Source organism: Tepidiforma sp., assembly GCF_026419595.1.
GTDB lineage: Bacteria > Chloroflexota > Dehalococcoidia > Tepidiformales > Tepidiformaceae > Tepidiforma.
Genome location: NZ_JANZZD010000023.1, coordinates 19,605 through 37,783, shown reverse-complemented (window position 1 = coordinate 37,783; position 18,179 = coordinate 19,605). Strand labels below are relative to the sequence as shown.

The following is an 18,179-nucleotide window of genomic DNA, read 5'->3' as shown; positions in this document are numbered from 1 at the left end:
GGTGGACGCTCTCCCCGCCTGAACCGTTCGACGGCCTCGGCGAATTTGCCGTTTTCCGTGAGTCGCTTCCCGATCACCCTGGGCTGGTCCACTCCCTTCGGGTTGGGGTTGTTCGGCCCGCGCGGCGCGTCGTGACCCTCGTACCAAATGCTCCCATCGATGTCGACCGCGTCAGCGTAGGGAGCTCCGGGGCGAAGCGACATGAGGATCACGCCGTGGTTCGGCGGCTCGCGGTAGTGCATGCCCTGTTGGAGCATCCCCGTTTGCTCCGCCTGACACATCTCCGCGTGAGACACGATATCCCCAGGACGCATGCCGGCCGCCCAGGATACCAGGGCCCAGGCCCCTGGCAAGCGCGACGCGCGCCCCTTCCACTCCCCGCTTTCGCCTCCCAACTCCAACAATTTTCCCCCACCCCCTTGACACCCCTCCCCGGCCCCGCCCACAATCCCGCCGCTTCCGGGCAGGCGCCCCGCAGGTGGGCATGGTGACTCGGTCGTGAGCGGCGGACCGGCTCGTGAGCGGACCTCACCCGGAGTGCGCCCGTGGCACCCCATACCTCCCTGCGCCGCGTCATCCTCGTTCTCCCCTGTGCGCTGGCCCTCGCCCTCGGCGCGGTCCTCACCCTCGCCGGCGCGCAGACCGCCACCCGCACCATCCGCATCGAAAAGGTCATCGTCGACTCCTTCGGCATCGCCCCGGAGAGCACCTTCACCGGCACCATCTCGAACGTCCCCGCAAGCGGGCAAACCGCAGCCTGGTCGCTCACCACCTCGAGCCGCACCCGCGACGTCACCGTCCCCATCAACCTCGTCCACACCGTCGTCGAAGACCCGCTCCCCGCGTGGTCCGGCTGGACCCTCGGCGGCTACAAGTCCGTCTCTTTCACCACAGCCTGCGGAACGTCCGGCTTCGCCACGAACACCTCCATCAACCCGGCCATCAACTCGGTCAGCCAGGGCAACGGCAACGCCAAGATCTGCATCCGCAATACCTTCACGGGCGGCGTCCTCATCGTCGGCGCGCGGCTCGATCCCGCCTCGGCGGCGCCGCCGGGGACGCCCGCGTTCTCCGGCGCCCTCACGCACGCAACGACGAGCCCGCCCGGCTGGACGGCGCCCCTGAACGGGTTCGGCGCACCGCTGGGCCTCGCACCCGGCGCGTACACGGTCGGCCCGCCCGCGCTCGAACCCGGCTGGAGCGTCACCGGCTGGGCGGGCGGCTCCTACGGCGCGGGCCCCGAATGCCCCGCGGCTGCCTCGAGCTACTCCGCTTCGTCTCCCACGGCCCAGGTGACGGCCGGGCAGCGCACCGTCCTCTGCCTGCTGGTCCGCTACGAATCCGCGACTCCGCCGCCCACCGAAACGCCCACCCCAACACCAACCGAAACCCCGACTCCAACGCCAACCGAAACCCCGACTCCAACGCCGACCGAGACACCCACTCCGGCACCAACCGAGACCCCGAGTCCCGCGCCCACGGAAACGCCCACCCCGGCACCAACCGAAACACCGACTCCAACGCCGACCGAGACACCCACTCCGGCGCCAACCGAGACCCCGAGTCTCGCGCCCACGGAAACGCCTACCCCGGCACCGACCGAAACACCCACTCCGGCGCCGACCGAAACCCCGACCCCGGCACCGACCGACACGCCAACTCCGGCGCCAACCGAAACCCCGACCCCGGCACCGACCGCAAGCCCGACCGCAACCTCGACCCCAGCGCCGACCGAAACGCCCAGCCCGCCCCCCACGGAAACCCCGACCCCCACGGCCACCCCCAGCCCGACCCCGGCCGCCGCCCCCGCGGCTCCCGTCGAACCCGTCACCGTCCGGGTGGTGAAGACGCTGAGCGTGATCGGCTTCACGTCGCCGGGCGCGGGCTGGCAGTTCACGCTCACGGGCTGCGACGTCGGTCCGCTCGCCGGTACGACGGACGCGAACGGTGTGGTCGAATTCCCGGGCCTGCCGCCGGCCATCGGGTGCAGCTACACGGTGACGGAGGTAGTGCAGCCGGGGTGGGTGCCGCAGTTCGTGAGCCAGCAGGTGCAGCCGCAGGAAGGGGGGAGCGTGGCGACGGTGGAGTTCCTGAACATCCGGGAGTTCGACCCGCCGTGCGTGGACCCGGCGGACCCGCGCTGCCAGCCGCCGGAGTTCGCGATGCCGACGCCGCCGGCGACCCCGGCGCCGCCCGCGCCGATCGAGAACCCGACCGCCACGCCCTCGCCCTCGCCGTCGCCCGCCCCGGCCACCCCGGCCCCGGCCACGCCCAGCCCCTCCGTGACGAGCGTGAGCGGCGGCATCCTCGGCCCGACGCCCCGCCCGCCCGCCACCGGCACCGGCCCGGCCAGCGGTGAGCCGCTCGGGGCGCTCCTCGCCCTCGCCGGCCTCGCCGCCCTCGGCAGCGGCCTCGGCCTCCTCGCCCTCGCCCGCCGCCGCGCCTGACCTCACGGCCCCCGCGCTTCCTCCCGGGCCGCCCCGCCTCCCCGCGGGGCGGCCCGCCGCGCCCCGGACGGTTTCGCCGTGCGTATCCTTGCTAACCGGCCAGCAGGGTGGCAGGATCGCGTGCCAGCAGCTTCCCCGGAGCACCGCCGTGACCGCGAACATCGACATCGCCAGCTTCGCCGATATCACCCGCGTCCACGCCGCCGAGCGGCCCAACGCCGTCGCCCTCGTCTACCAGGGCCGCGAAACCACCTACCGCGAGCTCGATGAGCGGGCCTCCCGCGTCGCCAACGGCCTCATCGCCGCCGGCCTCCAGCCCCAGGCCCGCATCGCCTACCTCGATAAGAACTCCGACCGCTTCTTCGAAGTCCTCTTCGGCGCCGCCAAGGCCAACGACGTCATGGTCGCCGTCAACTGGCGCCTCGCTCCGCCCGAAGTCGCCTACGTCATCAACGACGCCATGGCCGAGGTCGTCTTCGTCGGCCAGGACTTCTTCCCCGTCATCGAAAAGGTGCTCCCCGAACTCCGCACCGTGAAAAAGGTCATCGCCATCGATGCGCCCCACGACGGCTGGGACTACTACCCCGACTGGCGCGACGCCCAGCCCGCCGAGGACCCCCGCGTCCCCGTCGCCGAGGACGATGTCGCCATCCAGATGTACACCTCCGGCACCACCGGCCACCCGAAAGGCGCCCAGCTCACCAACGGCAACTTCTTCGCCCTCCTCCCCGGCGCCACCCGCGAATGGGGCCCCCGCTGGTCCACCGACGACGTCAACCTCGTCTGCATGCCGCTCTTCCACATCGCCGGCAGCGGCTGGGGCATCGTCGGCCTCTACGCCGGCGCGAAGGACATCATCCTCCGCGACGTCATCCCGCCCGAGATCCTGAAGGTCATCCCCCAGTACGGCGTCACCCGCGCCCTCTTCGTCCCCGCCGTCCTCCTCTTCCTCCTCCAGACGCCCGGCGTGCAGGAGACCGACTTCTCCACCCTCAAGTTCATCGCCTACGGCGCGTCGCCCATCCCGCTCGACCTCCTCCGGAACTCCATCGCCACCTTCAAGTGCGATTTCGCCCAGCTCTACGGCCTCACCGAGACCACCGGCGCCGTCACCTACCTCCCGCCCGAGGACCACGACCCGAACGGCAACAAGCGCATGCGCTCCTGCGGCCGCCCCATCGCCGGCGTCGAAATCCGCGTCGTCGATGCCGAGGGCAACGACGTCCCCGTCGGCCAGGTCGGCGAAATCATCTGCCGCACGAAGCAGGTGATGAAGGGCTACTGGAACCTCCCCGAAGAAACCGCGAAAGCCATCCGCAACGGCTGGTTCTACACCGGCGACGCGGGCTACCTCGACGAAGACGGCTACCTCTACATCCACGACCGGGTGAAGGACATGATCGTCTCCGGCGGCGAGAACGTGTACCCGGCCGAGGTCGAATCCGCCCTCTTCGGCCATCCCGCCGTCGCCGACGTCGCCGTCATCGGCGTCCCCGATGAAAAGTGGGGCGAAGCCGTGAAAGCCATCGTCGTCAAGAAGCCCGGCGCCGAGGTCACGCCTGAGGAGCTCATCGCCTTCGCCCGCGAACGCATCGCCGGCTACAAGGTGCCGAAGTCCATCGACTTCGCCGAGGCGCTCCCCCGGAACCCCTCCGGCAAGATCCTCAAACGCGAACTCCGGGCCCCCTACTGGCAGGGCCGCGAGCGGCAGGTGAACTGACGCCCCGGACCTTCAGCCCGGGAGTTTCGCTGACGATCATGTCGATATGGAACGCTCCGACGGCGCGGCCCGGCGCGCGGTCGCGCGCATCCCGGCCAGCCTGCCTTACCGGCTGCTCGCGGCCGGCCGCCCCGTGGCTGCCGGCTCGCTGCTCGATATCTCCGTCCGCGGCGCCGCGCTCCTCGCGGACCGGCGCCCCGCGGCCGTCCACGACCTCGTCCTCGAACTGCGCGGCCCCGATGGCACCGCGGCCCTCGCCGTCCCGGCCGAACTCGTGACGGTCGACGCCGACCCCTTCGGCGGCTGGATCATCCGGCTCCGCTTCTGCGCCAGCCCCGAGGACCCGGCCTGCCGGGAGGTCGCCCGCGTCGTCGCCGTCCTCCGCCGCCGCTTCAACGCCCGCCAGTCCGCCCTCGCCCGCGAACGCCTCGGCCTGCACACCGCCGAGGCGTACGGCCACCGCGGCCCGCCCGGGGTCTGACCGTCATTCGAGCCCGAGCAGCCGCTCCAGCCCCACCACCAGGCCCTTCCGCCCCACCACCTCGCGGATCGCCAGCAGCACGCCCGGCATGAACGAATCGCGCCCGAGGCTGTCCTGCCGGATGGTCAGCACCTGCCCCAGGCCCCCGAAGATGACCTCCTGGTGCGCGACCAGCCCCGGCAGCCGCACGGCGTGGATCGCCACCCCGCCCAGCTCCGCCCCCCGCGCGCCGGGGACGGTCTCCGTCTCCGGCACCCGGTGTTCGAACGGCCGCCCCCGCGCCGCCACCATCCCCTCCGCCGTCGCCTTCGCCGTGCCCGAGGGGCTGTCCACCTTCCCGTCGTGGTGCAGCTCGATGATCTCCGCCGAATCGAAGAAGCGCGCCGCCTGCTTCGCGAAGTGCATCATCAGGACCGCGCTGATGGCGAAGTTCGCCGCCACCACCACGCCCACGCCCCGCGCCGCCGCTTCCCGCTCCAGCCACCCCATGAACTCCGCCGGCAGCCCCGTCGTCCCGATCACCATCGGGATGCCCCGCTCCAGCGCCGCCTTCGCGATGACCGGCGTCCACGCCGCGTTCGTGAAATCGACCACGACGTGCGGCTTCGCCTCATCGAGCCCCGCGCCGGCCTCCCGGAACACCGGGATGCCGTCCATCGCGCCCCGTTCCGAAAGCCCGTCGATGTACGCCGCCGGCGTCATCCCCGGCTCGGCGAGCACCGCCGCGGCCACCTGCCGGCCCATCCGGCCCGTCCCGCTGATCACCACAGAAAGCTCGGTCACGCCCGGATTGTAGCCTCCCCGCGCCATCCGGGCCGCCCCCGCCGGGTTACGCCAGCTTCGCGAGCATTTCCCGCACCTGCGCCGCCACGAACCCCGGGTCCTCCATCGGGATGAAATGCGAATACTGCGGCACCGGCACATCCTCTCCCTGCGCGAAGTGCCGCGCGAGGTCCGGCGCCGTCGGCGAACCGCTCATGTCCATCGGCGCATCCTCCGCCCGCTGCCGCGCCCGCAGCACCCGGACCGGCACCCGCACCGCTTCGATGGCGAGGTACACGTCGTCACCCTCCGGGTCCGCATACGCGCCTGCATACACCGCCGCCTCGATCCGCGGCGGGCAGGCCAGCACGTACCCCTCGCCCGCCGGGTTCGGCACGAGCCCGTACGCGCAGTAGTCGCGCAGCACCTCCGGGTCCCACCGCGAAAACGGCTCCCGCCCGCGGAACCGCTCGAACATCTCCTCCGGTGAGGCCCATTCGTTCCGCCGCCGGGCTGCGAAGTGCTCATCCTCCGCCATCTCCCGCCGGAAGCCGCGCGGCCCGATGACCGGGTCCACCAGCAGCAGCGCGCCGAACGCGCCCCGCTCGAGCGCCGCCGCCCGCACCAGCGCGTGGCCGCCCTTCGAATGCCCGACGCCGAGCGCGCCCTCGAGCCCGAGCGCCCGCGCCGCCGCCGCCACGTCGCGCCCGAAGTGCGACCACCGGTAGGGCGGCTCCGGCCGGTCGCTCAGCCCGTGGCCCCGCATGTCGACGGCGACGGCCCGGATTCGCGGCAGCCGCCGGATGACCGCGTCCCAGCAGCGCGCGTGGAAGCCCGTCGCGTGCGCGAAGAACACCGTCGGCCCCTCGCCGGGCCACTCGTACGCCTGCAGCTCCACCCCGTCGCCGGCGACGCGGAACGCCCGGGGCGCGTCCGTTCGAAACCCTTCGTCCATACCGAACAGTCTAGCCCGGCGCCCGCTCCCGTTCCTGCTACCCTCTCCTCATGAGCCTCCCGCCGCCCGTCGCCGATGCCCTCGCCGCCCTCGCCAGCACCCCCACGGTGCTCGCCCACCTCGTCGCCGAGGCCGGCGACGACCGGCTCGACGACCTCGACCGGGAGGGCTGGTCGCCCCGCCTCTGGCTTGCCTGGTTCCGCGATGAGGAGGTGCTCGCCCTCCGGCCGGGCCTCGAACGGCTCCTCGCCGAACCCGCACCCGAGCTGCACGAACTCGACCGCGCGGCCTGGCTCCGCGAACGCCACCGCAGCCGCGACCGCAAAGAGCACCTGCTCGCCGATTTCGCCCTCCACCGGCAGTCCACCCTCGCCATCGTCCGCTCGCTCGAACCTCGCCACCTCGCCCGCGCCGGCCGCCTCGCCGGCGAACCGGTCACCCTCGAGCGCTACCTCCTCCGCTGGGCCGACCGCGACCGCGAGCGCATCGCCCGCCTCGAATCCGCCCTCGGCGAAACCCTCGCCGATGTCCTCGAACGCCGCCGCCGCATGGTCGAGGAGTACCGCCGGGAGGGCTAGGGAGGAGGTTGGAGGTTGGAGGTTGGAGGTTGGAGGTTATCCTCTCTCCCGTCTCCCGTCTCCCGTCTCCCGTCTCCCGTCTCCCGTCTCCCGTCTCCCGGTTCCCGTCTCCCGCCTCCCGCTTCCCGCCTCCCGGTTCCCGGCTCCCGCTTCCCGCCTCCCGGTTCCCGCTTCCCGCCTCCCGCCGCCCCCCTCACCCCCGCGGCAGCCCGAGCCCCCGCTGCGCGATGATGTTCCGCTGAATCTCCGCCGTCCCGCCGCCCACCGGGCCGGCCACCGCCAGCAGGTAGCTCGTCGCGACCCGGCCCCGCAGCTGCGCCCACGGCGAACCCGGCTTCAGCGCCCCGTAGGCCCCGAGCAGCCCCAGCCCGGCGTTCGCCACCTCCACGCCGAGCATCGCCATCCAGATCTTGCCGATGCTCGCTTCGTAGTTCGGCACCTCTCCCTTCGCCTGCAGCCAGGCCGTCCGGAAGGCGACCAGCCGCCCCACCTCCGCCTTCACGACGAGGTCCGCCAGCTTCGCCCGGACCGCCGGCCGGTCCCACGGCCGGCCTCCCGGGTGCCGCTCCTTCGCCCACCGCACGAGGTCGTGCACCGTCCGCCGCGCCCCCGAGATCGCTGCGATGTTCGACCGTTCGAAATCGAGCGTCGTCGTCGCCACGTACCAGCCGTTGTGCTCCCCGCCAAGCAGGTTCTTCGCCGGCACCCGGACGTCCTCGAAGAACACCCGGTTGAAGTCGTGCCGGTACGCCATGTTGTCGATGCCCTGCACCGTGATGCCCGGCGACCGCATGTCCACGAGGAACGCGCTGATCCCCTTGTGCTTCGGCCGCTCCGGGTCCGTCCGCGCCAGCAGCAGCATCCGGTCCGCTGCGTGCGCATTCGAAGCCCAGACTTTCTGCCCGTTGATGACGTAATCGTCGCCCTCCCGCACCGCGCGTGTCTGGAGGCTCGCGAGGTCCGAGCCGCTCTCCGGCTCGCTGAAGCCCTGGCAGTACCACTCCTCGCCCGAGGCCATCTTCGGGAGGAACTCCGCTTTCTGCTCCTCCGTCCCGTGGACGAGCAGCGTCGGCCCCACGATCCCGATCGTGAACAGCCGTCCGCCCGCCGGCGCGCGGTGGTACGCCAGCTCCTCGTTGAGGATGAACTGCTCGATGGCGGTCGCGCCCATCCCGCCGTACCGCTCCGGCCAGGCCGGCGCCAGCCACCGCCGCGCGCCCAGCTTCCGCATGAACGCCCGCGCGAACGGGATCGCCGCCTCCGCATCGAAGAAGTCGTCGTCGCCCTCGAAGTCCGGCGGCAGCTCCGCCTTCAGGAATGCCCGCAGCTCCTGCCGCCAGGCCTCGGTCTCGGGGGAGAGCCGGAAATCCATCGTCGCCTCCTCGCATGCGCGCCGGGGGTCTGCCCCGCCCCGGCGGCCCCAGAGTGTACCCCACCCGCGCTCCCGGCTTCCCGGTTTCGCGCGCCGTCCGCGCCGTAACCCGCCGGCAACCTCGCCGCCCCCTCCTGCGCCGCGCCGCCGCGAACAGCTACCCGGGATCCCCTTTTGCGTGGAAGAACCGAGTCGAACTTGGAAACGAGAAGGGATCGCCGCATCCCCCTGAGCGGCCGTCTCCCCGATCGCATTCCCGATCACGCCCCCAGGATTGGGGACTCGATGGAGAGCACCATGCGTCGTCCGCACCTGCCCGGCTTCTCGGCCATCAGCAACATGAACATCGCCAACAAGCTCGGCCTCATCGTGGCCGTCATGGCGGTTCCCATCCTCGCCCTGCTCGCCGTCCAGTTCTTCGCCCAGCGCGAGACCCAGCAGCAGGCCGAAAAAGAGCGCGACGGCCTCGAGTACATCTCCACCGTCATCCCCTTCCTCCGCGAAGTCCAGCTCCACCGCGGCCTCGCCCTCCGCGTCCTCGCCGGCGACGTCAACTCCGTCGAAACCATGAAGCAGTCCGAGCGCGCCGCCGAGAACGCCCTCGCCGCCATCAACGAGATGGACTCCCGCTACGGCGGCCGCTTCGGCACGAAGGATCTCGTCGCCTTCCTCAACAAGGAATGGACGACCGTCAAGGAATCCACCAGCTCGGCCGAGACCGCCAACGCGGCCCACACCCGCCTCATCCAGGAGGGCATCTTCCCCCTCCTCTCGACCGTCGCCACCCGCTCCGAACTCGTCCTCGACCCGGACCTCGATACCCGCGCCGTCATCGCCGCCCTCACCGAATCGCTCCCGCGGCTGACGGAATCGCTCTCCCTCATCCGCGCGACCGGCACCGAAACGCTCCTCACCCGCGCGAACCTGACGGCCACCGACGCCCAGAAGATGTTCCTCTCCGCCCAGCTCGCCATCGCCAGCGAGTACGCCGAGAGCCTCGACCGCCAGCTCCAGGTGGCCATGAGCGAGAACCGCACCTTCAACGAGACCCTCGACCCCGCCGTCCGCCGCGCCGGCACCGCCCGCTCCACGTTCTTCGACATGACCCGCAACCAGGTCCTCGTCAGCGGCAACCTCTCCAACACCGCCGCCGAGGGCTTCTTCTACATGGGCGGCAGCGCCATCGACACCTCCAACCAGCTCCTCGCCGCCGCCCAGGAGACCCTCAACCGCGAATTCGACCAGCGCGCCGCCGACGCCCGCCAGCAGTTCTACATGTTCGGCGGCGCGGCCGTCGCCGGCGTCGCCCTGGCGCTCCTCCTCGCCGTCGTCATCTCGATGAGCATCACGCGGCCGGTCCGCCACCTCGCCGAAGTCGCCGACCGCATCTCCCTCGGCGAACTCGATGCCCGCATCGACGTCGAATCCGACAACGAAATCGGCCGCCTCGCCGAGTCGCTCCGCCGCATGCAGACGAGCCTCCGCGCGGCCATCGAGCGGCTCCGCCAGCGCCGCCAGCAGGCCGCCTGAGGCCGCGCCCAGCCGAACGAGGGAAGGTGACCGGCCATGCAGCCCGCCGAACCGCTCAGCCGCGAAACCGCCAGCCGCATCGCCCAGGCCGTCCGCCACGTCGAAGGCGTCCGCAGCGTCACCGTCTGCGGCCCGGAGGGCCAGCCCCTCGCCGCCGTCAACGAGCCCGACCCTGCCCGCGCCGCCGCCCTGGCCAGCTTCGTCGCCCTCCGCGCCGAGGCCCTCCCGACCGACGGCGACCTCCGCGGCATGGGCCGCCAGCTCGCCGGCAGCCGCTTCCTCCAGGCCGCCATCTCCGGCGGCCCCGTCGAGGCCGCCATCCTTCCCCTGCAGGGCGCCTACCTCTGCATCACGCACGCCCCGGGCCGGGGCCAGGCCATCGCCGCCGCCCTCCAGCCCGTCATCCGCCGATTCGGCGCCACGCCGCCCGCCAGGAGTTGACCGCCATGATGTTCCCGCGCGACCGCATCATCTACAGCAACCTCAACACCGCGTTCACGGCCTTCGATGCCCTCCTCGAAGATTGCCGGGCCCGCAAGCTCACCGGCTACGTCGAGGTCGCCTTCCCCGGCTACACCGGCACCCTCATCCTCTCCGAAGGCGAAATCCTCAACGGCGTCGTCTCCGCCGGGCCCGACCTCGTCAGCGGCCCCGCCGCCATCCGCAGCATCGCCGAGCGCGCCCCCGGCCGCGACGGCACCATCACCGTCTCGACCGCCTTCCCGGATGTCGTCCTCCTCGTCAACCGGCTCATGGACAGCCGCCCCCTCTACAAAGACCTCACGAGCGCCTTCACCAGCCTCGACCGCCTGATCGCCAAGCTCCGCACCGATGCCATCACCGGCTACGTCGAAGTCCACGTCACCGGCGACGCCGGCGTGGGCGTCATCTACCTCCAGGACGGCGAACCGATCGAATCCGTTTTCGCCGCCCCGCGCGTCCCCATGATGTCCGGCCAGGACGCCCTCAACGCCATCGTCGCCGCCGTCAACTCCGCCGGCGGCACCTTCAACGTCTACATCGAAGCCAGCGCCCCGGCCGCCATCGGCCTCCCCCGCCAGGCGCCCCAGGCCGAATCCTACCGCCAGGACCTCCTCGCCTTCTGGAGCGACGTCCTCCAGCGCGTCGAACAGTACGTCGACGGCGTCTCGAAGCCCGGCCGCTTCGCCCTCGCCTTCAAAGAGACGCTCGTCAACCGCGCCGCTACCTACCCGTTCCTCGATCCCTTCGCCGCCGAATTCGCATACACCGGCGGGACCATCGAGTTCCATGGCCCGCTGCCCGAAGATTTCAGCAAAGCCCTCGGAGACTGCCTCGGCGATACCGTCTCCCGCCTCGCCTTCCAGCTCAAGCGCGCCGACCTCGAAACCCGCGTCCGCGCCGCCCTCGAAGGCATCAGCGAACGGCACGCCGCCGTCATCGACCGGTTCGGTCTCCGGGAGGAGTTCCAGGAGTTCGTCGCCTGACGAGGCCCGCCAGGGGGTGCAGCCATGGAGCGCGAGATCGAGCAACTCACCGCACTTCCCGCCGTCGAAGGCGCCTTCCTCTGCGATAACCGCGGCGACGTCATCGTGAGCTCCGACCCCGCGGTCCTCGCGACCGTCACCATGAACACCATCGGCCGCGAAATCGGCCGCGCCTTCGTCGCCCTGCACGCCGCCGGCTTCCAGGCCAGCCGCATCGACCTCACCTACGACTCGTGGCGCCTCCTCGCCCAGGACATCGGCGATGCCGTCCTCTTCGTCATCGCCCAGCCCGCCGTCGACATGGCCATCGTCCGCATGACGGCCGACGTCGTCACCGCCGCCTGGAAAAAGGACCCGGCCGCCCAGAAGCGCCTCCAGAAGCACCGCTCCGAGCGCGCTCAGCTCGTCAACCGCACCGCCCTCGACCCCGGCTCCTGGCTCAGCTGGAACGTCATCGCCCAGCGCAGCCAGTAGCCCGCCCCAGCCCGCGCCCCAGGGAGGACACCCATGCCTGAAGGACTCACCGGCAGCCTCGCCCAGCTTCCCCTCATCGACCTGCTCAAGATGCTCGCCGCCGGGGGTCAGACCGGCCGCCTCGAGCTCTCCTCCGGCCTCGACCTCGGCGACATCTACCTCCACCGCGGCCACCTCGTCCATGCCGAGGCCGCTGGCGATTGGGGCGAACCCGCCGTCGCCCGCCTCGTCACCTGGCCCAACGGCCACTTCCGCTTCATCCCCGGCGAAGAAGCCCCCGAACGCACCATCACCCGCACCCTCGACCAGCTCCTCGCCGAGGCCGCCCGCGTCGCCAGCGAGCGCGAGGCCATCCGCCGCGTCGTCCCCTCCATGGACGTCGTCCCCCGCCTCGCCCGCAAAGCCCCCGGGCCCACCATCACCATCGACGCCGCCGACTGGGAGGTCATCGCCCTCCTCGATGGCGCCCGCACCGCCGCCGCCCTCGCCGCAGCCCTCGGCGTCGACGACTTCGAAGCGATGCGCCGCCTCTACCGCCTCAAGCTCGCCGGCCTCGTCGACCTCGAAAAGCCCCAGCAGCTCGCGCCCGCCGCGCGCGCTCTGGCCGGGCCGCAGTTCTTCCAGGCGCTCCACGCTGCTGTGGCGGCCGCCGTCGGCCCCCTCGCCGAGATCATCATCGACGACTGCCTCGACGCCATGGGCCACACCCGCCAGGACTTCCCCCGCGACGGCATCGCCCGCCTCGCCGAGGCGATCAGCGCCGAGATCACCGACCCCGAAAAGCGCGTGAAGTTCCAGCAGACGATGCTCGCCATGCTCCGCGGCCAGGCCGCCTGACCCGGCGCGCCGCCGCTACCGCAGCGCGAACTCCTCGCCCAGCAGCTCCCGCAGCTTCCTGAGGGCCCGCCCCTGGCGGGCCTTCACCGCGTCCACCGTCACGCCCATCGCGGCCGCCGTCTCGGCCAGCGAAAGCCCGTGCAGGAAGCGCAGCGTCACCACCTCGCCATCCGCCCGGGGCAGCTGCGCCACCGCCTTCGCCAGCGCCACCTGCTCCGCGTGCCCTTCGAGCCCCGCATCCGGGGTATCGAACGCCTCCAGCGCCACCGCCGGCGGCGCCCGGAACAGCCGCCGCCGGTGCTCCGTCACCACGTGCCGCGCAATCCCGAACAGCCAGGCCCGCGGCGGCAGCCCGCGGTCCTCCAGGTGCTCCGCGCTCCGCCACGCCTGCTCGAAGATGAGCGACGCCAGGTCCTCCGCGTCCTCCGCCGAGGGCACCCGCGAATACGCGTACCGGTAGATGGCCGGCATCTCCTGCTCGAAGAGCACCCGCCACGCGCCCGGCTCCCGCCGCCGCAGCCGTTCGATCAGCCCGGCCGAAGCGCTGCCGTCGGGCGCGGCATCGTCCGCCTCCGCCCGCCGCGGCGCCGACGCGAGCGCCAGCCCGAGGCCGCCCCAGCGCAGCGCGAGCGCCGTCACTCAGTCATCCTCGTCCAGGTCGGGTTCCGGGTCGTCGTCATCGTCGTCGTCCGGCGTCGGCGAGCCCGCTGGCCCGGCCGTCGCCGTCGGAGCCGCCGTCCCGGTTGGTGCTGGCGTCGTCGCCGGGGTCGGCGTGGCCGGGGTCGGCGTGGCCGGGGTCGGCGAAGCGCCGCCCGGCGTGGGTGTCGCGGTCGCAGTCGGCGTCGCCGCTCCCGCCCCGCTCCCGCCGCCGCCCTCCCGCGGCGACAGGTTCCGCACCGCGTTCACCACGAACTCCCCCGCGCCGCGGATGGCCGCCGGCGTATCCACCCCCGCCGCCGTCGCGCCGCCAGCCGCGGCGGCGAGCAGCACCGCCCCCGCCGCGAGCCGCTGCACGAGCGGCCGCCGCTCGCTCCCGATGCCCGCCCAGCCGAGCAGCCAGGCGAGCGGGCCGCGCCGCCGCCGCGTCCGCTCCTCGAACCGCGCCCGCATCCGGTCCATCGCCTCCCGGTCCGGGCCGGGCACGCGCAACCCGCTCACGGCGCGCGCCAGCGCGGCGAGCTCCGCCGTCTCGCGGTCTGCCGGGGCGCTCCCGCTGAGCGCGGCTTCGATGCGGTCTCCGATCTCGTCAGCCATCGTCCCACCGGCCCACCATCGGCCGAACCTGGAGCCGGCCCGCGGCCGGCCTCACAGGATACATCGGGCCGCCCGGCCGAAAGGTGTCAGCCTCTCCCAAAAACTCCCCGCCTGTGCTCTACTACCCCCATGCCCACCACCTTCGTCGTCGTCGGCAGCTCCAGCCGCGAGCCCTCCACCGCCGGCCGCATCGCCGCCTTCATCGTCCGCTGGCTCGTCACCGCCGCCGCCGTCTGGGTCGCTGCCGCCCTCGTTCCCGGCATCCGGCTCGAGGGCTTCGGCAGCACGCTCGCCGTCGCCCTCATCCTCGGCCTCCTGAACGCCTACTTGAAGCCGCTCCTCGTCATCAGCGCGCTCCCCGGCATCGTCCTCTCGCTCGGCCTCCTCCTCATCCTCATCAATACCGCCCTCCTCGCCCTCACCGCCTGGATCGCCGGCAAATTCGACGGCATCGCCTTCGCCATCGACGGCTTCTGGAGCGCCTTCTTCGGCGCCATCCTCATCAGCATCGTCAGCTTCCTCCTGACCCGCTTCATCAACCCCGGCCGCGTCGCCCGCCGCTTCGATTGAGCCGCCCCCATCCTTTTGCCTCGCGCGAATCACCTGCGTAGGATGACCTCGCCGCCGACCCGCCGGGCGGCGAGCACCCCCGGGGCACCCGCATGCGCATCATCGACGGCATCTACCAGCTCCTCACCCCCTTCCCGCAGTTCACCATCGAGGACGCGAAGGCCCTCCGCCGCCAGCTCCAGGAGCACCCCCGCGTCACGAAGGGCCTCCCCTACGTCCTCCCCTACCTCCTGAAGGACGGCGGTGATGTCGTCCTCGTCGATTGCGGCTGGAATACCGATTCCGCCTACCAGGCGCTCGAAGAAGGGATGCGCGAGCACGGCAGCCATCCCTCCGACATCCAGCGCCTCGTCATCACCCACATCCACCCCGACCACTACGGCATGGCCGGCCGCCTCAAGCAGCTCTCCTCCTGCGACGTCGCCGTCCACGAAAAGGACGCCGAGGTCATCGCCACCCGCTACTTCGCGCCCCGCGCCCTCACCGATGAGATGGCCCGCTTCATGGAGATGAACGGCGTCCCGCCCATGGCCACCCCCCAGATGGCGCAGGGCTCCATGGGCATGCTCGGCGCCGTCGCCGCCGTCCCGCCCGATACCCAGCTCAAGGGCGGCGAAACCTTCAAAGTCGGCGACTTCGACTTCGAAGTCATCTGGACCCCCGGCCACTCCCCCGGCCACGTCTGCCTCTACGAACCCAACCGCAAAATCCTCCTCACCGGCGACCACATCCTCCCCACCATCACCCCCAACGTGTCCATCCACGCCCAGACCCACGGCAGCCCCCTCGGCGACTACATGCGCTCCCTCGAAGCCCTCGTCGACCTCGACGTGAAGCTCGTCCTCCCGGCCCACGAGTTCGAAATCACCGACCTCCAGAAGCGCATCCGCGAGATCAAAGACCACCACGAAATCCGGCTCGACGAGATGCTCGCCTGCGTCGACCGCGGCGGCTCCACCGCGTGGGAGGTCGCCGGCCGCGTGAAGTGGGCCACCGGCAAGCTCGAAGAGTTCGAACCCTGGATGCAGCGCGCCGCGGTCGGCGAAACCCTTGCCCACCTCGAATACCTCTTCGAGCTCGGCCGCCTCGCCAAGGTCATGCGCGGCAAGCAGCTCTACTGGCTGCCGGTGTAGGGGCCCGTCCGCCTACCCCTCGTCCTCCTCCGGGCCGTGCGCCCGCCCCGAAAGCTCCTCCGGGACGATTCGCCAGCCCACCACTCCGCGCTGGCCGAACCGCTCCTCGAGCGCCGTCACGGCCCAGGCCGGCGCATCCGCCAGCCGCCGGTAGAACGCCGCCGCGAACTCCCCGAACTCCAGCGGGTCCGCGACCTCCACCCACTGCCCGTGCCCCGAGACCGAGGCCCACTCCCACGGCCCCGTCGTCGCCGTGCTGTCGACCTGGAACGCCACCCGGCCGTTCGCCCGCCCCATCTCCACCTTGCGGCCGGGCGTCGTCAGCCCGCAGAGCACGCCATCCGCCCAGGCGTAGAACATCGGCACGAGGAAGTGCCCGTCGGCGCCGAAGAACGCCACGCGCACCACGCGCTCCTTTGCGAGCACGAGCTCCACCTCCGCCGGCGTCAGCGGCCGCGTCCCCATGCCCCCGATCCTGCCGTCCCGCGGCGCCGCGGGCCAGTCAGCCGTTCAGGCCCAGCTCCTGCCGGATGAGCTCACAAATCTCGAACGTCGGCCCCTCGGCCTGCAGCGTCGACTGCATCTTGTTGATGGTGACCGCCACGGCGAGCCCCACCTCCGGGTCCGCGAACGCGATCGACCCGCCCGCGCCCGGGTGCCCGAAGGCCGTCTTGCGCGGCCCCGTCGCCCCGTGCTGGCCCGCCACCTTTCCGCCGTTGAAGAAGCCGATGCTCTTCGGCAGCGGCATCATGATCACCCGGTCCGGCTCCTCCACCTGGATCGCGCTCATCAGCGGGATGCGCTCCTTCGAGACGAGCCGCACCCCGTCGACGACGCCGCCGTTCGCCAGCGCCGCATACATCTTCGCCAGCGCCCGCGCCGTGAAGTGCCCGTTCGCCGCCGGCAGGCAGGCGCGCCGCACCCGCATGTCGTTGAAGTTCCACCCCAGCCGCGGCGGCATCGCCTTGAAGAAGTCGTGGTCCGGCGGCACCTGGAACATCGCCGCCCGGCCCTGCTGCTGGCCCTGGCCGGCGGCCGCCGCCTGCTCCTCCGCCGTCAGCAGCGTCGCGAGCCGGTCTTCCACCCCCTCCGGGATGCCGATGTACATTTCGCCTTCGAGCCCCAGCGGCGCCGCAATCTCCTCCGCCAGCACCTGCTGGATGTGCCGCCCGTCCGCGTGCTGGATGATGCCGCCGGCGATCCACCCGTAGGTGATGGCGTGGTAGCCCGTCGCCGTCCCCGGCGCCCATGCGGGCACTCCCTCCTCGATGTACCGCAGCCCGTTCTCCCACTCCAGCAGCGGCGCCGCCCCCTCCGGCGTCATCGGCATCGCGTGGAGCCCCGCCTGGTGGCTCATCGCCTGCGCCACCGTCACCCGCTCCTTCCCCTGCTGCCCGAACGCTTCCCAGTAGCGCGCCACCGGCTGCTCGTACTCGATGACGCCCCGGTCAGCGAGGATGTGGAGCGCCGTCGCCGCCACCCCTTTCGTCGTCGAAAAGCTGCTGAACAGCGTGTCCGGTCCCACTGGCCGCGGGTCGCGCGGCCCCATCTGCCCCGCCCACGTATCGACGATCTTCTCGCCGCCCAGGTACGCGCAGACCTGCGTCCCCAGCTGCGTCCCGCGCGCAATCTGCTCCAGCAGCAGCGCGTGCACCTTCTCGTTCAGCGCCTCGTTCACCATCGCCGTTCCCTCGCATCGTGGAGTTCGTGTGCCGCGAACTCTACGCCTCCCGAACCGGCTTCGAAACTCCCGCCGCCGCGCAGCCGCACGGCGAAACGGAAAGATTGCATCCCGGGGACTTCTCCATTGCATGGTGCCGCCGACAATCACCGTGCGGCACCCTGCCGCGAAGGAGCATCGATGTTCGAAACCCTCAAAAAGCCGTCGCTCGCCTTCTTCAGCATCGGCCTCGCAGCCGCCCTCCTCGCCGCCGCCTGCAGCGGCAAAGACGACAGCGGCGGCGCATCCGCCACCGCGCCCTCCGGCGGCAGCGGCGACGCGACCGCGCCTGCCGGCTCCAGCCCCACGAAAGCCTCCGGCGCCACCCCCACCAAAGCCGCCGATTCCGGCGGCGGCAGCGATGACCTGCCCGCCGAGCTCAAGAAAGTCTCCGAGCAGATGCAGAAGCTCAAGTACACCGCCACCTACGCCATGACGACCGATGGTCAGCAGACTGAACTCAAGATGGTCCAGGACCCGCCGAAGCAGTACGCGGCCGGCTCCATCGAAGGCAACCAGTTCATCTTCATCTACGATGGCAAGGATTCCTACACCTGCTTCAAAGTCGGCACGACCGGCACCTGCACGAAGTCCAGCACGGGCGGCAACATGCTCGACCCGCGCGACATCGCCGATGACGTCGACACCCAGGCCACCTACAAGAAAGTCGCCGACCGGAAGGTCAACGGCATCGATTCGCGCTGCTGGGAAACCTCCCTCAAGACCCAGCCCGGCACCACCACCCTCTGCGTCGCCAAGAGCGACCCCGTCGTCACCCTCGTCGAGGGCGACGGCCTCAAGATGGAGCTGAAGGACTTCTCCAAGAGCGTCGACAGCAAGCTCTTCGAACCGCCCTACCCGGTCCAGTAGCCGCCCGGCG

19 protein-coding genes and 1 pseudogene are annotated in these 18,179 nt (G+C 71.6%); 12 read left to right on the top strand and 8 right to left on the bottom strand.

Translation table 11 applies throughout. From position 1 onward, the window contains the following. Nucleotides 1-242 (bottom strand): annotated as a pseudogene (locus N2041_RS11505) (HNH endonuclease); the annotation flags it as partial. Between the two features lie 303 nt (nt 243-545). On the opposite strand from N2041_RS11505, the gene N2041_RS11500 reads away from it, so the two are divergent. The 3 genes from N2041_RS11500 (at nt 546) to N2041_RS11490 (ending at nt 4,648) form a co-directional block, all read left to right on the top strand. Continuing rightward, on the top strand, nt 546-2,447 hold the full coding sequence (locus N2041_RS11500; protein ID WP_297678728.1) for a hypothetical protein: 1,902 nt from the start codon (nt 546-548) through the stop codon (nt 2,445-2,447). Nucleotides 2,448-2,595: 148 nt separating this feature from the next. Then, a complete protein-coding gene (locus N2041_RS11495) occupies nt 2,596-4,167 on the top strand; it encodes a fatty acid--CoA ligase (RefSeq protein WP_297678727.1) in 1,572 nt (523 codons plus the stop codon). A gap of 46 nt (nt 4,168-4,213) precedes the next feature. Further along, nucleotides 4,214-4,648, top strand: a complete 435-nt coding sequence (locus N2041_RS11490; protein WP_297678726.1) for a PilZ domain-containing protein — start codon at nt 4,214-4,216, stop codon at nt 4,646-4,648. A 3-nt stretch (nt 4,649-4,651) separates the two neighbouring features. Here the strand turns inward: N2041_RS11490 and dapB are convergent, their stop codons facing one another. Together dapB and N2041_RS11480 are read right to left on the bottom strand one after the other, a co-directional pair. After that, entirely contained in the window at nt 4,652-5,431 is a 780-nt protein-coding gene (dapB, locus tag N2041_RS11485; protein ID WP_297678725.1) for a 4-hydroxy-tetrahydrodipicolinate reductase, read from the bottom strand. Between the two features lie 46 nt (nt 5,432-5,477). After that, complete coding sequence (locus N2041_RS11480; RefSeq protein ID WP_297678724.1) at nt 5,478-6,365, bottom strand: alpha/beta hydrolase; 888 nt, start codon at nt 6,363-6,365, stop codon at nt 5,478-5,480. A 50-nt stretch (nt 6,366-6,415) separates the two neighbouring features. Between N2041_RS11480 and N2041_RS11475 the strand changes: the two genes are divergently transcribed. Beyond that, nucleotides 6,416-6,943, top strand: coding sequence for a hypothetical protein (locus N2041_RS11475; protein WP_297678723.1), 528 nt, complete (start codon nt 6,416-6,418; stop codon nt 6,941-6,943). Nucleotides 6,944-7,136: 193 nt separating this feature from the next. On the opposite strand, the gene N2041_RS11470 is transcribed toward N2041_RS11475, so the two are convergent. Beyond that, nucleotides 7,137-8,315, bottom strand: coding sequence for an acyl-CoA dehydrogenase family protein (locus N2041_RS11470; RefSeq protein ID WP_297678722.1), 1,179 nt, complete (start codon nt 8,313-8,315; stop codon nt 7,137-7,139). A 285-nt stretch (nt 8,316-8,600) separates the two neighbouring features. On the opposite strand from N2041_RS11470, the gene N2041_RS11465 reads away from it, so the two are divergent. The 5 genes from N2041_RS11465 to N2041_RS11445 are packed head-to-tail and all read left to right on the top strand — an operon-like array spanning nt 8,601 to nt 12,622. Further along, entirely contained in the window at nt 8,601-9,845 is a 1,245-nt protein-coding gene (locus tag N2041_RS11465; protein WP_297678721.1) for a HAMP domain-containing protein, read from the top strand. A gap of 36 nt (nt 9,846-9,881) precedes the next feature. After that, entirely contained in the window at nt 9,882-10,286 is a 405-nt protein-coding gene (locus tag N2041_RS11460) for a roadblock/LC7 domain-containing protein (protein WP_297678720.1), read from the top strand. 5 nt (nt 10,287-10,291) lie between these two features. Next, a complete protein-coding gene (locus N2041_RS11455; protein ID WP_297678719.1) occupies nt 10,292-11,311 on the top strand; it encodes a hypothetical protein in 1,020 nt (339 codons plus the stop codon). A 24-nt stretch (nt 11,312-11,335) separates the two neighbouring features. After that, entirely contained in the window at nt 11,336-11,785 is a 450-nt protein-coding gene (locus N2041_RS11450) for a hypothetical protein (protein ID WP_297678718.1), read from the top strand. Nucleotides 11,786-11,818: 33 nt separating this feature from the next. Continuing rightward, nucleotides 11,819-12,622 carry a DUF4388 domain-containing protein gene (locus N2041_RS11445; protein ID WP_297678717.1) on the top strand — a complete coding sequence of 268 codons (804 nt, stop codon included), beginning with the start codon at nt 11,819-11,821 and terminating at the stop codon, nt 12,620-12,622. Between the two features lie 15 nt (nt 12,623-12,637). Here N2041_RS11445 and N2041_RS11440 read toward each other — a convergent pair whose 3' ends face one another. Both N2041_RS11440 and N2041_RS11435 read right to left on the bottom strand, forming a co-directional pair. Then, nucleotides 12,638-13,261, bottom strand: a complete 624-nt coding sequence (locus tag N2041_RS11440; RefSeq protein WP_297678716.1) for a sigma-70 family RNA polymerase sigma factor — start codon at nt 13,259-13,261, stop codon at nt 12,638-12,640. After that, nucleotides 13,262-13,876 carry a hypothetical protein gene (locus tag N2041_RS11435; protein WP_297678715.1) on the bottom strand — a complete coding sequence of 205 codons (615 nt, stop codon included), beginning with the start codon at nt 13,874-13,876 and terminating at the stop codon, nt 13,262-13,264. A 129-nt stretch (nt 13,877-14,005) separates the two neighbouring features. On the opposite strand from N2041_RS11435, the gene N2041_RS11430 reads away from it, so the two are divergent. Then, on the top strand, nt 14,006-14,446 hold the full coding sequence (locus N2041_RS11430) for a phage holin family protein (protein WP_297678714.1): 441 nt from the start codon (nt 14,006-14,008) through the stop codon (nt 14,444-14,446). 92 nt (nt 14,447-14,538) lie between these two features. Next, complete coding sequence (locus N2041_RS11425; RefSeq protein ID WP_297678713.1) at nt 14,539-15,579, top strand: MBL fold metallo-hydrolase; 1,041 nt, start codon at nt 14,539-14,541, stop codon at nt 15,577-15,579. Between the two features lie 12 nt (nt 15,580-15,591). Here N2041_RS11425 and N2041_RS11420 read toward each other — a convergent pair whose 3' ends face one another. Together N2041_RS11420 and N2041_RS11415 are read right to left on the bottom strand one after the other, a co-directional pair. Further along, nucleotides 15,592-16,044 carry a pyridoxamine 5'-phosphate oxidase family protein gene (locus N2041_RS11420; RefSeq protein ID WP_297678712.1) on the bottom strand — a complete coding sequence of 151 codons (453 nt, stop codon included), beginning with the start codon at nt 16,042-16,044 and terminating at the stop codon, nt 15,592-15,594. Between the two features lie 37 nt (nt 16,045-16,081). Continuing rightward, a complete protein-coding gene (locus N2041_RS11415) occupies nt 16,082-17,260 on the bottom strand; it encodes a serine hydrolase domain-containing protein (RefSeq protein ID WP_297678711.1) in 1,179 nt (392 codons plus the stop codon). Between the two features lie 180 nt (nt 17,261-17,440). Between N2041_RS11415 and N2041_RS11410 the strand changes: the two genes are divergently transcribed. Further along, on the top strand, nt 17,441-18,169 hold the full coding sequence (locus N2041_RS11410; RefSeq protein ID WP_297678710.1) for a hypothetical protein: 729 nt from the start codon (nt 17,441-17,443) through the stop codon (nt 18,167-18,169). The last annotated feature ends 10 nt before the right edge of the window (nt 18,170-18,179 follow it).